General features: G+C 35.8%; 11 protein-coding genes and 1 pseudogene. 4 read left to right on the plus strand and 8 right to left on the minus strand.

Annotation, left to right across the window (positions count from 1 at the left end):
* Positions 1-274: 274 nt before the first annotated feature.
* The 4 genes and pseudogenes from I567_RS11165 to I567_RS11180 form a co-directional block, all read right to left on the minus strand.
* Positions 275-886 (minus strand): annotated as a pseudogene (locus I567_RS11165) (FAD-binding protein); the annotation flags it as partial.
* A gap of 323 nt (positions 887-1,209) precedes the next feature.
* Positions 1,210-4,431, minus strand: a complete 3,222-nt coding sequence (locus I567_RS11170) for a DEAD/DEAH box helicase (RefSeq protein ID WP_016252333.1) — start codon at positions 4,429-4,431, stop codon at positions 1,210-1,212.
* A gap of 95 nt (positions 4,432-4,526) precedes the next feature.
* A complete protein-coding gene (locus I567_RS12985) occupies positions 4,527-4,787 on the minus strand; it encodes a Rossmann-fold NAD(P)-binding domain-containing protein (protein WP_016252334.1) in 261 nt (86 codons plus the stop codon).
* Positions 4,762-5,376 carry an SDR family NAD(P)-dependent oxidoreductase gene (locus I567_RS11180; RefSeq protein ID WP_016252335.1) on the minus strand — a complete coding sequence of 205 codons (615 nt, stop codon included), beginning with the start codon at positions 5,374-5,376 and terminating at the stop codon, positions 4,762-4,764. The genes I567_RS12985 and I567_RS11180 overlap by 26 nt, the downstream gene beginning before the upstream one ends.
* Before the next feature lie 259 nt (positions 5,377-5,635).
* Between I567_RS11180 and I567_RS11185 the strand changes: the two genes are divergently transcribed.
* Both I567_RS11185 and I567_RS11190 read left to right on the plus strand, forming a co-directional pair.
* The gene (locus I567_RS11185) at positions 5,636-6,700 is read left to right on the plus strand and encodes an LLM class flavin-dependent oxidoreductase (RefSeq protein WP_016252336.1); all 1,065 of its coding nucleotides are present in this window, start codon (positions 5,636-5,638) and stop codon (positions 6,698-6,700) included.
* A 3-nt stretch (positions 6,701-6,703) separates the two neighbouring features.
* Positions 6,704-7,267 (plus strand): NADPH-dependent FMN reductase, encoded by a 564-nt coding sequence (locus I567_RS11190; protein ID WP_016252337.1) that lies wholly within the window; start codon positions 6,704-6,706, stop codon positions 7,265-7,267.
* A 207-nt stretch (positions 7,268-7,474) separates the two neighbouring features.
* Here the strand turns inward: I567_RS11190 and I567_RS11195 are convergent, their stop codons facing one another.
* A complete protein-coding gene (locus tag I567_RS11195) occupies positions 7,475-9,235 on the minus strand; it encodes a glycerophosphodiester phosphodiesterase (protein ID WP_016252338.1) in 1,761 nt (586 codons plus the stop codon).
* Between the two features lie 162 nt (positions 9,236-9,397).
* On the opposite strand from I567_RS11195, the gene I567_RS11200 reads away from it, so the two are divergent.
* Positions 9,398-9,907, plus strand: coding sequence for an SA1002 family membrane protein (locus I567_RS11200; RefSeq protein WP_016252339.1), 510 nt, complete (start codon positions 9,398-9,400; stop codon positions 9,905-9,907).
* A 308-nt stretch (positions 9,908-10,215) separates the two neighbouring features.
* Here I567_RS11200 and hemW read toward each other — a convergent pair whose 3' ends face one another.
* Entirely contained in the window at positions 10,216-11,358 is a 1,143-nt protein-coding gene (gene hemW / locus I567_RS11205; protein WP_016252340.1) for a radical SAM family heme chaperone HemW, read from the minus strand.
* Positions 11,359-11,414: 56 nt separating this feature from the next.
* On the opposite strand from hemW, the gene I567_RS11210 reads away from it, so the two are divergent.
* The gene (locus I567_RS11210) at positions 11,415-11,612 is read left to right on the plus strand and encodes a hypothetical protein (RefSeq protein ID WP_016252341.1); all 198 of its coding nucleotides are present in this window, start codon (positions 11,415-11,417) and stop codon (positions 11,610-11,612) included.
* Here I567_RS11210 and ribF read toward each other — a convergent pair.
* Positions 11,607-12,560 (minus strand): riboflavin biosynthesis protein RibF, encoded by a 954-nt coding sequence (gene ribF, locus I567_RS11215; protein ID WP_016252342.1) that lies wholly within the window; start codon positions 12,558-12,560, stop codon positions 11,607-11,609. The two genes, I567_RS11210 and ribF, sit on opposite strands and share 6 nt — an antisense overlap.
* A gap of 5 nt (positions 12,561-12,565) precedes the next feature.
* Entirely contained in the window at positions 12,566-13,501 is a 936-nt protein-coding gene (gene truB / locus I567_RS11220; RefSeq protein ID WP_016252343.1) for a tRNA pseudouridine(55) synthase TruB, read from the minus strand.
* Positions 13,502-13,595: the final 94 nt, after the last annotated feature.

The following is a 13,595-nucleotide window of genomic DNA, read 5'->3' on the forward strand; positions in this document are numbered from 1 at the left end:
AATTCGCTATTTATTTTTCCACAGGTTAAGAAGTGAAATTTTGTGGCTTTCCTTAACATTCCTAATTTAACAGGATTTTTGAAATAAATACACTTAGCAATTTCTGGAAAAATGCGTTTTTTCATCTTTAAAATGTTTCACATTTCGTGTAACAGAGAAACAAGTTTCACAACCGACTATTGATATTAGTCAATATTGAGCCCCTAAACTATCTTCCTAAAAAAATACAGCCCCTTGACATCAAAGAGCTGTATCTAAAACTTTAAATTATCAATTATCTTTGAGCATAAGCTGCTGATTGGTTACCTGCTTGGCGACTGAAAATGACGATATCAGCCACAGCATTTCCACCAATACGGTTATTACCATGTAAACCACCAGTTACTTCACCTGCAGCATAAAGACCAGGAATGACTTCACCTTTAGTATTAATCACTTCGGTATTCGTATTAATCTTCACACCACCCATTGTATGGTGAATACCAGGCGCAATTTGAATCGCATAGTAAGGCGCTTTGGTTAAATCATAATCCATTGCTGTAGAACGACCAAATTCTGGATCTTTCTTATTAGCAACATCTTGGTTCCATGTATCAATCGTTTGTTTCAACGTATCAGCGGGAACTTTAATCTTCTTCGCTAATTCTTCAATGGTCTTACCTTCAACTACGACGCCTTTAGATTTATAGAAGTCAATTTGTTTTGCGCGACTAGCTAAAGCATCATCAAATACGATGTAGGCATATTGTTCTGGTAAAGCGGAAATAGCTGCTGAAACTTTATCACGTGTTTCTAATTCGTTGAAGAATCGTTTTCCTTGTTGATTCACTAAGATACCACCTTCACCACGAACGGTTTCAGAAACTAACATACCATCTTTTTGAACAAATGACAACACAGATAATTATATAACATTTTGTTATATATCGGTTATTCATCCTTATTAAAATGAGCAAAATCTGGCGTAAAATCCCCTAATTGCTTTCTACCTGCATCTTGAGTTATTTTTTGATTCATGTTCATCACTTTCCATTCTTTCTATTATTTTCAACCATTGTACAGCCTTGAAAAAATATTTTTCTTTTTCTCCACTTACACCCCAAGTCTACACCTTAAACTTCACTTTAAGTCAATAGATAATTGGCAGAAAAAGTCAAAAAAAGAAGAATTTCATCCGTACACAAAATACGCAGAAATTCTTCAAAATTCTTATTCTATCCCTACTTGGAAAATTTGGCGGATATCTTCTTCGGTTAATTGAGAAAGGGAAGACTCATCCCCTTGCATGACTTTATCAAAGAGTTCACGCTTGCTTTGTTGGAGCTCATAGATTTTTTCTTCAATCGTACCTTCTGTAATCAAACGCCATACTTCGACCACTTCTTTTTGTCCCATTCGATGGGCACGGCTTGTTGCTTGGTCTTCTACAGCTGGATTCCACCATAAATCATACAGAATCACCGTATTCGCCCCAGTTAAGTTCAATCCCGTACCACCAGCTTTAAGCGAAATTAAAAAGACAGATTTGGCTCCTTGATTAAAGGCTCCTACCATTTCCATACGCTGCTTGCTCGGTGTGCTGCCATCTAATTTGAAGCATGGAATATCTAACTGCGCTAACTCTACTTCGATTAAGTTCAACATACTAGCAAACTGCGAGAAAATTAAGATGCGGCGATTGTTTTCCAAAGCCTGAGTCAGTAATTCCTTTAACTGTTCTAATTTTCCAGACTCCCCATGAAAATCATCTAAATAAAGCTGCGGCGAACAACAAATCTGTCTTAAGCGAGTTAGACCAGCTAAAATGCTAATGCGATTCTTTTTAAACTCGTCACTATTCATTTGGGCTAACGTTTTTTGAATTTGTTCTAACTGTGCTAGATAGATTTCTTTTTGCTCTTTGTTTAATTCATTGAAATAATTTGTCTCAATTCGTTCTGGCAAATCAAGCAAGACTTCTTCTTTCGTTCGTCTTAACACAAATGGCTGAATCATCTGAGCAATTAATTCGGTTGGGAATTTCTTAAACTTCGCCTTACTTGGGAAAAATCCCGGAATAATCACTTGAAAAATTGACCATAATTCCTCAAGTTTATTTTCCACTGGCGTACCACTAAGGGCAAACCGTTTTGGAATCGTTAATTTACGCAAGGCTTGGGCCGTTTTCGTTTGACTATTTTTCACCATCTGCGCTTCATCTAAAATCAACACTTGATAGGCTATTTTGGCATGTAATTTTTCATCTTGACGGAAACTTTGATAGCTTGTCACATATACATCCGCTTCAGTCGCGAGTTGTTCAGCCCGTTTATCTTTCCCACCATTTACGACTTGCACTTTTAACTCAGGTGCAAACTGCTTACACTCTTGATACCAATTATAAACAAGGCTGGCTGGTACGATAATTAAAGCCTTCATTGATGGATCATTTTGCTTTTCAGATAACAGATAAGTAATCGTCTGAATCGTTTTTCCTAGACCCATTTCATCCGCCAAAATCCCCCCAAGCTGATAATCACTTAACATCTTCAACCAGCGAAATCCCGTTAATTGGTAAGGACGTAAACTAGCATTTAATCCACTTGGTAAATCCACCGGATAGTCTTGTGGATGGGTTAAATGTTGAACAAAAGTCGTAAAGTCTTGGTTGACCTCGATTTGCTCATTTTCTAATCGGGCTAACTGTCCACCGCGATATAAGGGCATCTGGAATTGGTTGGCTTTTTGTTCACTGACTTGTCGAATCAAGGACAATGACTCACTTGCTTTTTGGAACTCCTCTTGAGACAAATCAAGCAAGCGGCCATCATTTAATCGCACAAAATCCGCATTCTTACTTAAAGCAACTAAAGCACGCTCGACATCTTCTAATTCAATACCGTCGACTTCAAAAGATACATCTAAAAAACCACCATTTTTAATAATCGACAATTTTGGCTTATACTGTTCCTGATTGACAAACATTTCTTGAAGTTTTTCATCTAAAATCACTTCACCGAATTGGGCAAATTGCGTCAGTGTATATTTTAAGAAATGATAGAAGTCTTCATCACGAGAAATCGATAATTGATAACTAGCCTTTTTTTCGACAAATTGATTAGCCAAAATAAACTGTTCGATACGATTTTCCTGATCGATATCACGAATTAACTGATTGGCTTGGTCAGCATTTTGGCGATAAGCTGATTTTTTCGCAAGCACGATATCACCATATTGCAACGTCAAGTCTAACTGGACCCCAAATCTTACCTCAGAAAAATAAAACTTCGGAACTAATGGCGCAACAATCATATTTTCTGTCAAAGTCGGATCAATATCCACAACCGCAAATTTTTGAATTACTGGTAAATATTTAGATAAGAAAGCATTTGCCTCTTGTAAGGAGAAACGAAAGATTGAATCAAAACCGTAAATCAACCTATCAAACTGCCACGTCACATAACGATATAATTTTTGTTGAAAGTCAGAATAAGTGTCATATAGTAAAACAGACTGATAATCCAAACGATACAATTGTCCCTTAATCACCGCACACAAATACGTAAAGTCGGTCATTTCAAGATTATCTTCAAAAAACAGTGTTACTAGATTCTCATCGACCTTTTGAATATGACAAGTAATAAATGAATCCAAATCCGCTGGCATGGTGTGAAATTGCGTAAATTCTTGATTGTCTACAGTAATTTTTAATAAATGATTCGGGAATTTTTCTAACAGCTCGTCCATTGTCGTACTATCCAACACAACTTCTTTCTCTTGACTATGTTCGCGATAATCTACATAGTTTAAATGTCCTAAATGAGTAGCCATTAACCATTGAATCAACGCAAAGTCCTCTTTTGAAAAACACTCTGGGGCTACTGCTATCGATACTTTAGGCGTCAACTTATAGTGATCTGTATAAAAGCACTTATTTAAAAATTCATGAATATTTTTTATCAAATAATTACGCTTTCCATTATTGACATACAGTCTTAAATAAAAGGCAGTTTGCCCTGATTTTTGAGCATAATCGAGCTGATAATAAAGTTTAAGTGGCTGTAATTGTTCTGGACTTACGGAAACTAAAAAATGATTTTGCAGACTATCCATGAATTGTGTTAAAGCATCAACCTTGTATGTTTCGATTTTCTTTTCATTTTCCTCATCGTGCAATTCTACATAAGCATCCTCCCACGAAATCGACAATCCTACTTCTGCCCTTAAAGCCATAGTATGCTCGCAAGCACCGTATTTTCCATATGTCTGGCATTGACAACTATCACTTCTAACAGACCCCATACTAACCTTTGTCTTGAGGATAACAAAATCATGATAAAATTCTCCATAATAAAAACCACTTTTACGATAATCACGTAAATTAATGAGACTATTTTGATTTATTAATACTCTAGCTTTCTTAAAAATGTTCTGATATTGGTCTTTATTCATCTTATTCCTCGCAGTTTTATTTATAATTTGAGCATATCATTATTTCAGTCGCGATACAACAAAAACACGAACCTGATTTTGACTCGTGCATCTGATTATTCATGTTCTGTACTTTGGCTCAAAGCAACATTTTGATTGACTTCTTCGACCACATGATTGATTTGATGTTGTAATGTGGCAAGTGCTCCCACGCCTAAGTATAAACGGCCCAGTGCTTGTTCCATGTGAGTCACTGCTATAATCGCTTGGGCTACTTTAACAGGATCGCCACTTTGATTATGATTTAAGCGGTCAAAACCAGACATTGTTTGGCGAACCACATCATAGTCTTCAATTTGTTTGGCCGGACGCTTCATCGAGGTTTGGTCCAAAAAGTCGGTCCTTACGCCACCTGGACAAATCGCAGTGACTTGAATATTGAATATTAAATGGTCGCACTTCTTCATTTAATGCCTCGCTCAGCATAATCACAGCCGCTTTGGTCGCAGAATAGACCCCTTGCGTAGGACCGGTTACACTTCCAGAAATCGAAGCCATATTGATTATTCGGCCAAATTGTTGTTTACGCATAATTGGTAAGACTTCCTGAATCACTTGGAAAAGACCAAAGAAATTCACATCAAAATTCGTACGTACTTCAGATAATGAAAATTCTTCTATTGCACCAAGTAAGGCATATCCCGCATTATTCACGAGATAATCGATTCTTCCAAATTTTTCAATGATTTTTGCAATGCCTTGACGAATCCCCTCTTCATCAAATGGCATATTCACCGCATAAAAATTGGACTGAAACTCAGGTAATTGCGTTTGAACTTCTTGGGTTAAATGTTCTTTATTACGACTTGTTGCGACGACTTGGTAACCCGCCTTTAATCCAGCTAAAACGATTTGTAAACCAATACCTTTAGAAGCACCAGTTACAACTAAAACTTTTTTCTCCATCTGTTTTCCCCTATTCCTATTTGTTATCAAAACTATTTTTATCGTACTGAAGGAAAGAAGGATTATCAAAAATGCTGTTTCTTGTTCTAAGGTATCTCTTAATAAATTCTTAAATAATTTTGTGAAGAAAATGTCTTGGTAGCAAAAAAAGTTTCCTAAAAGATACCTACTGCCTTTAAAGTGCCTACTTCACAAATTTTACAACACGCCGTACACTTTACACGTAAAACGAAAACACAAAAGAAAAGAGGAAAAGTTTATGAGTATGCAAGATTATCGAATTGACCCTAAAAATGGTTTAGAATTTGGCCTTTATTCCTTAGGTGACCATATGCCAGATGCCCTAACCGGAGAAAGGATTTCAGCCAAAGAACGTGTCGACCAAATTGTCCAAGAAGCGGTCTTAGCCGAACAAGCAGGCCTTGATTTTTTCAGTATCGATGAGAGCCATCAAAAATACTTTGTTGGACAGGCCCACGCCGTCATGTTAGGTGCAGTCAGTCAAGCCACTAAAAAAATTAAAATTGGTTCAGCTGCTACCATCGTCTCTACTTCTGATCCTGTCCGTATTTATGAAAACTTTGCGACATTAGATTTACTTTCAAATGGACGCGCAGAGATTATTGGTGGACGCGCATCACGTGTAGGATTGTTTGAATTACTAGGCTATGATTTAAAAGACTATGAAGAACTATTTGAAGAAAAATTTGAACTCCTACTAAAAATCAATCAAGAGAAATTCGTCACCTGGGAAGGCAATTTCCGCGCACCTTTAAAGAATGCAGAAGTCTTACCACGACCATTAAGTGATAAGATGCCGATTTGGCGTGCAGTTGGTGGTCCTGCAGAAAGTGCCATTAAAGCTGGCCATCAAGGTGTTCCAATGGCCATTGCAATGTTGGGCGGTCCGGTAAGTATCTTCAAACGTTCAGTCATGGCTTATCGTGAAAGCTTGGCCATCAACGGCTATAACCCAGATGATTTCCCAGTAGCAACCACCGGACTTTTCTATGCAGCCAAAGATAGTCAAACAGCTTTACGCGAATTTTATCCATATGTCAATAAAGGGATTGAAATCGCGAATGGTACTGGCTTTAACAAACGCTTATTTGCCAATGGTGCGCATCCTAAAGACGTAATGGCTATCGGTAGTCCGCAACAAATTATTGAAAAAATTCTATATCAATATGAAGAGTTTGGACATCAACGTTACATGGCCCAAATTGATTTTGGTGGGCTGCCATTTAAGAAAGTCATGGAAAATATTGAAATGATTGGCACGACCATTCTGCCTGCCGTCAAAAAATATACAAAGGAGCAATAATTGATGAAAGTGGTAACCTTATCAAGCGCAACTATTGGTAGTAAAACTGCCATCGCTATCCAAAAAGCAACAGATTATCTCAAACTAAAATTTACAGAAATTGAAGTCGAAATGATTGATCTTTGTGAAAAAGATTTAGTCTTTAGTGACGGTCGAAATTACTTAGAATATAGCGGTGATACACTCGAAGTAACGTCTAAATTAATGCAAGCTGATGCGATTATCATTGGAACACCTATCTTCCAAGCGTCCATTCCTGGATCATTAAAAAATATTTTTGACCTTTTACCGGAAAAAGCTTTACGTGATAAAGTAGTCAGCATTGTAGTCACAGCTGGTTCTAGCAAGCATTATCTCGTCCCTGAAATGCAACTAAAGCCAATATTATCGTATATGAAAGCACAAGTCTTACCAGAAATTGTCTTTATTGAAGGACAGGATTTTAACCGCCATGAAATCGAAAATATCGATATTCATTTTAGACTCGAAAAACTAGTAGAAGATACCGTCTTAATGACAGAAGTATACCAAGAATTCAAACGAAAACAAGAAGCGTTGCTATTTTGACATCTTATCACTATATACTAAAAAGAGCCATCCTAGGACAAACTTTCCTTGGATGGCATTTTTGTTTATACGCTAGATTGATTTTCTAAGTCTATACAAACTGACTAGATGATTTAGGTTTTATCTATTCAATTTCTATGTTTCATTTAATCAATTAGAAACCTTCCGAAAAGAGCCAAAATAATCCATTCATCAATATTTTCATAATCATTGTAATGGCTGTACTAAGTCCAATAAACGATCAATATAGCTTTTATCGTGTCCTAATTCATTTTTGGTTTGATTTGTTGTCTTTAACTCATCAGTGATTAACCCATCAATTGGGGTTTGTAAATAATAGCGGATCTTATCAGGCGAATTGATTGTCCATACGAATAATTTTTTATTCATTTGATGAACCTCTTCTGCTAACTGGGGACGATAGGAGAAATCCTCGATAGCATAAAAATCTACTGGTTCATTCGGCAGTTTTCCAAACTGAATTGGAATAACATACCCTGTATCTAGGTCAGGATCTAATTTTTCGACAGCAATAATCGTAGGAAGATCCAGTGACATAATTTTGACTTGATTTTCCATTCCACTTTGCTTAAGCTCATTTACAAATCGAATGACATAGCTACTGTCCTCGTTTCCAGTAGGTTTTAATTCTAAAATCAAATGCATCTGTAACTGCTTCGCGATTTTCAAATAATCTTTCATGCTTACAATCTTACTTGTATGTCCATCTTGTTTGATTTTTAAGCCGATTACTTTATTAGCAGGTAAATCAGACACTTTTTTATCTAGACCAGCCAAACGTTTTAAATCATTATCGTGTATGACTACAAACTGATGGTCTTTTGTATAAAGTAAATCCAATTCAACATAATTTGCCTTCATTTTTTTAGCGGCTCTCAATCCTTCTACTGAATTTTCAACCGCCTTAGCTACATAGCCACGATGACCGACAATTTCAATTTTTGGATTATATTCTAGCGTTGCCAATTGATTGGTTTCACCTAAATAAAAACTTGCAAAAACCATAAATAATAAGGCCAAACTTGCAAATTTGCGTTTCTTTTGGACATTATGTAAAGGTAAATTATTACTAAACGATTGCATATTTTGAATCAGTAAATGAAAAATACCAATTTTTACAAATAAATTGGTGGCAAAGATACATCCATTAATCAAAGTCAATAATAAACTTTCTAAGAATAGATTACTGCCGTTATTATCTAAAATTAAGGCTAAAGCTATAGATAATAAAAACACAGGCAATAATATGAGCAGTAATACAAATTCAATCATGGTAAAACTTAAGAAAAATTCAATTAATTTACCTTTTGTCATTTGCCAACTTCGCTTATAAATTTGTGGGAAATTCAAATCAGTCAGTGTAAATAATGGAACTACAAATAAAAAACGAAAGGCTAAATAAATCAATGTCAAGCCCCAAACAAATAGTAAAACTGCACTAGTTGGTGACTTACTCCATTCACCTGTAATAAAATCCGGAATGTATAGTTCGTTTGTCAAAGTAGTAGATAAACCTAAATTGGCAATCGGAATTCCTAAAATAACATATACTAAAAAATACAATCCGTTGAATATATTTTGCTTATTCAACTTTAAATGCGTTGGATGAAATAATTCTTTCCATGCTATTTTTTTCTGGTTGCTTGCCCCTAGAATCATTAAGCAAAAAACTTGGTATTCAAGAAATAATAATACTACCAGCAATATTAAATAAACAATTAAACTAATAAACCCAATTGGATTCAAGAGTATCTGAATAATATTTGTGTTATTCAAATTATCCTGTCCTGTCATCAACAATACAAAGCCAAAGATTCTTCTAAGCATAAAGCTTCCCGCAACACCAAATATTAACTGGATTAAAATCCCTGTATACAAATAGCGCCATTTGTTCTTATTTAAATCTTTTAACGTCTCTTTTGCTTGTTTTAAAACACGTTGAATCATCTGTCTTCCCCCTTTTCATGCATTTTATTATAGTGAAAACGACCTTTGATTTCCAGTTTATTTTTCGATTGTAAATTATCATATTAGGTTATTTATTCGTGATGCTAATAAATTTGATAAAATATCATCATTCTGTTATGATGAAAAATGGAGGGGTTAGAAATGAACGAGATTATACTTTTAGTTTTACTACTATTTTTAGGAAGAGTGATTAATTCCAAACGACTTGAACGTTTTATTTTCTTTAAAACTTTAGCTGTTTTTGCCGCAATGCTATTCTTTTCAACAACTGTATTTTTAATCCTAGTATTTGGACTTTTGCTCATCAGCCAATATATCGTAACACCACTTGGAAAGTCCCCCTTTATGACAATGTTTATGCTAATTTTGGTTTCAGGAGTCATTTTATATTTTCTAGTCAGTAAACTTGCAAATAAATGGCATATATCAATGACCATCTTCACCTTAATTGAATACTATATTCAATGGGGACTCATTTATATCACTTTGTATCAGGTGGCTGTTGATAATTTTATTAAAGGTACTGACATTGAAAAGTTAATCGAAGGGGGAGTCAGTAGTCCGGCCTATCTCATGCTCGCATTCTTACCATCATTTATTTCTGTATGGATTGCCACAATTATGTACAAACTTGAAAAACATGAAATATAACTCATATCAATTATATCACTCACACTAATAGTACAGCTATCTTTTTTTTGCAATATAAATATTTGACACAAAAGGCTCACTAAGGTGTAATATCACAAAATAAATGATCTTACACCTAGTGAGTCTATATTGTATTCATTATAAGTACAATCTATTCATCTGAATACTTCCTACTGTATTTCGTTCAAAAGTTTTGAAAAAATATCAATTTAACAAATAAGTATGGCGTATGCTAATATCAAAAAAGATACACGGAAAATCATAACTTTTGAAAGCTATTTAGTATTAATATACAATGAATTCACAAGCTAAAGTAAGAATCCCTCAAATACTTCATTCCCTAGAAAAAGTCCTTTTTTGGTTAGTTGAATATAGCCGTTATCCGTTTGATTGAGTAATCCTTTAGATACATAATTTTCAACAACAGAACCGTATATTTGATGAAAATCAACACCAAATTTCTCATTAAAGTGCGCAATGGAGACGCCTTGTGCTTTACGGAGTCCTAAAAACATCTCCTCTTCCATACGTGCTTTTTGATCTAAGGTTTCTTCAGAGAGAATGGGCAATTGTTGGTTTCGTAAAGGATTTAAATAATGTTGAATCGGGCCATGATTTTTATATCTTACTTTGTCGACATATCCACTAGCCCCAGCGCCGAAGCCAAAGTAGTACTCATTATTCCAGTAAACAAGGTTGTGCTGTGACTGAAAGCCTGGTTTAGCAAAGTTTGAAACTTCATACTGCTCATAACCTTTTTGACGCATCACATCCATCGCCAAGGCAAACATTCCCGCCTCTTCTTCCTGGCTAGGTAATTCTAATCGACCTTTGCGCACCCAATTCATAAACATCGTCTTATTTTCCAAAATCAAAGAATACATCGAGTAATGTGGCAAGTCATAACTAAGTGCTTGCTTTAAGGTCTCATCAAAATCTTGCTGCGTCTGACCTGGTAAAGCATAAATCAAATCAATACTCACATTATCAAAATGATTCTTCGCTAAAAAGTTCAGTGTATCATCCACATCTTTAACCGTATGCTTCCGACCAATTTTCTTTAGCAAACGGTCATTAAAAGTCTGCACACCCATTGATAACCGATTGACCCCAAATTCTTGCATAATATGAAGTTTATTTTCTGTTAAATCTCCTGGATTCGCTTCAACAGTAAATTCTTTGGTTGTCGTCACATCAAAATATTTGGTTACACTTGTTAATAAAGAACGTAACTGAGCATCATTTAAAGAAGTTGGCGTCCCTCCCCCAATGTAGATGGTTGGTGTTTGTTGTTGCGGATATTTTTCTAGCCATAATTTCATTTCCAAATCCAGTTTTTCTAGGTACTCATCTACGGGTTGTCCTTCATAAAAGACTTTATTAAAATCGCAATAATAACAAATATGCTCGCAAAAAGGTATATGAATATAACTTGAAATAGCCTCTAACATTTCCATCCCCCTTTCTTTCTCATTTTTGATATAATATACACAAGGAAGTGATTGTCATGGAAGAAAATGTCCTTTTTAATCTCGGAAATCTCGTAGCCAGCAGCAAAGATGAAAAAGAATTAATCCGTATGGCACAGATTGCAAGCGGAAAAAATATCAAAGACGTTTCCCCTGCGACTTTGCCAGACGGATTTCTCATCATAAAAGTGCCTGATAGCGAAGAATTTCAGCTAATTAATGTTCAAAAATCATGATTCCTTCGCTAAGGTCGCAAAATATGCTCTTGTATCTACCTCATCTTGATGGAGTTGTTGAATCAAACGCTCAGCTCCATCAAATTTAATTTGTTCACGGAGTAGATGTAACCAACGCACTTCCACAAATTCTCCATAAATTTCTTGATGAAAATCTAAAATATAGACCTCTACTGTTAATTTACGGCCTTCTCCAAACGTATCATTATGGCCAATTGATCCCATTGCTTGATGCCAGGTATTCCCCACTTTAAATTCACAAACATACACGCCTTCGATTGGTAAGCGCGTCGTTGGGGTAAAACGAATATTCGCTGTAGGAAATCCCAGTGTACGGCCACGCGCATCGCCATGCATCACCGTTCCTTCTATCGTATAAGGATAGCCTAATAATTCATTGACTGCTTGCATATCGCCTTTTGCCAAAGCTTGGCGAATGGCAGTCGAACTAACCTTTTGTCCATGTTCGCTTAATTCAGGGACTTCGATAACTTCAAAGCGTTGGTTTGCTAATTGCGCTAAATCTGTCATTGTTGCTTTTCCTTGATAGCCAAATGTATAGTCAAATCCAGCCACAACTACTTTAGCATGTAACCCAATGATATATTGTTCGATAAATTCTTCGGGCGTTAATTTTGCAAAGGCTGAAGTAAAATCAACCACATATAATAAATCCACCCCAGCTTTTTCAAATAATTGCGCTTTTTGATGCATGCTCGTTAAATAGGTCATCGTTTCTTTAGACATTTTTTGAAAAACAATGGATGGGTGTTGGTTAAAAGTCATCAGTGCTAGTTTCAGATTCTTTTCTTTTGCTAGTTTTTTCCCCTGTTCAATCACTGCTTGATGTCCGCGATGTACTCCGTCGAAAAAGCCTAGCACCAAAACAACTTCTTCCTTGATGACTCGTTCTTGGTGATATGGATGTCTTAATTCAATGATATTCATAACTATTATTCCTTCATTTCTAATTGCCTTCTTAACATTTTTTTTGGTTTAAGCATATTATTATCACTTGGACTGACTTCATAGATACTTAATACGCACTCTTTGTAATATAAAGCGATTGGACGATCTGGACAAGTATTAAAACCAAATTGCCAATACGGAATCCGCATCCCATTCATCACTTTTTTAGTCAACTCTTCAGAAATATCAATGCGTGGAAAATCACGAACCCCATACTCAATGGGTAAAAGCAGCTTTTCTACCTCATTGTTTGCCATCGCTTGAGCTACTTGGTCTAAAGTTACGGCTTGCTCTTTGGTAAAACCACCACTTTTTATCCGTGTTAAATCGGACATATGAGCAGCAAAGCCTAATTTTTTCCCTAAATCAACAGCTAGCGTACGAACATAAGTACCTTTGCCACAAGCTACCTGAAAGCGCCAAGATAGCGTGTGTTTTTGCGCATCAAAGACCGGTTCCGTGATTCTTTGAAAGCGATAAATTTGAGCTTTTCTGACAGGTCTTTCAACAGTTTCACCATTACGTGCATATTCATATAATCGCTTACCATTCACTCTAACTGCTGAATACATGGGTGGAATTTGCGTAATCTCACCAATAAAAGTCTGCATTGTGCTATCAATCAAATCATTTGACAGAACTTTTTCAACGGGTGTTAAATCAACAATCTCCCCACTCGCATCCTCTGTCGTCGTCGAATAGCCTAGAGTAATTTCGCCTTCATATACTTTTCCAGAATCCGTCAAAAATTCAACAACCTTAGTCGCTCGTCCGATACAGATTGGTAAAATGCCATCAACATCAGGATCCAAAGTCCCGCTATGACCAATCTTTTTCATATGTAAAATTTTGCGTAACTTAAATACACAGTCATGACTCGTTAAGCCACGTTCTTTCCATAAAGGTAAAATGCCTTCCATGATTTCCTTCCTTTTCTATAAAATCACACTTCTCCATTTTATCCTACATATGAAATAAAAACAAGTTAACAAATCAGGCACAAAAAATCACCTT

The organism is Enterococcus cecorum DSM 20682 = ATCC 43198, assembly GCF_000407565.1.
Lineage (GTDB): Bacteria > Bacillota > Bacilli > Lactobacillales > Enterococcaceae > Enterococcus_E > Enterococcus_E cecorum.

Coding starts and splice junctions, on each gene's coding strand:
- I567_RS11170 (WP_016252333.1), bottom strand. CDS start 4,431: ATGAATAAAGACCAATATCAGAACATTTTTAAGAAAGCTAGAGTATTA.
- I567_RS12985 (WP_016252334.1), bottom strand. CDS start 4,787: ATGAAGCGTCCGGCCAAACAAATTGAAGACTATGATGTGGTTCGCCAA.
- I567_RS11180 (WP_016252335.1), bottom strand. CDS start 5,376: ATGGAGAAAAAAGTTTTAGTTGTAACTGGTGCTTCTAAAGGTATTGGT.
- I567_RS11185 (WP_016252336.1), top strand. CDS start 5,636: ATGAGTATGCAAGATTATCGAATTGACCCTAAAAATGGTTTAGAATTT.
- I567_RS11190 (WP_016252337.1), top strand. CDS start 6,704: ATGAAAGTGGTAACCTTATCAAGCGCAACTATTGGTAGTAAAACTGCC.
- I567_RS11195 (WP_016252338.1), bottom strand. CDS start 9,235: ATGATTCAACGTGTTTTAAAACAAGCAAAAGAGACGTTAAAAGATTTA.
- I567_RS11200 (WP_016252339.1), top strand. CDS start 9,398: ATGAACGAGATTATACTTTTAGTTTTACTACTATTTTTAGGAAGAGTG.
- hemW (WP_016252340.1), bottom strand. CDS start 11,358: ATGTTAGAGGCTATTTCAAGTTATATTCATATACCTTTTTGCGAGCAT.
- I567_RS11210 (WP_016252341.1), top strand. CDS start 11,415: ATGGAAGAAAATGTCCTTTTTAATCTCGGAAATCTCGTAGCCAGCAGC.
- ribF (WP_016252342.1), bottom strand. CDS start 12,560: ATGAATATCATTGAATTAAGACATCCATATCACCAAGAACGAGTCATC.
- truB (WP_016252343.1), bottom strand. CDS start 13,501: ATGGAAGGCATTTTACCTTTATGGAAAGAACGTGGCTTAACGAGTCAT.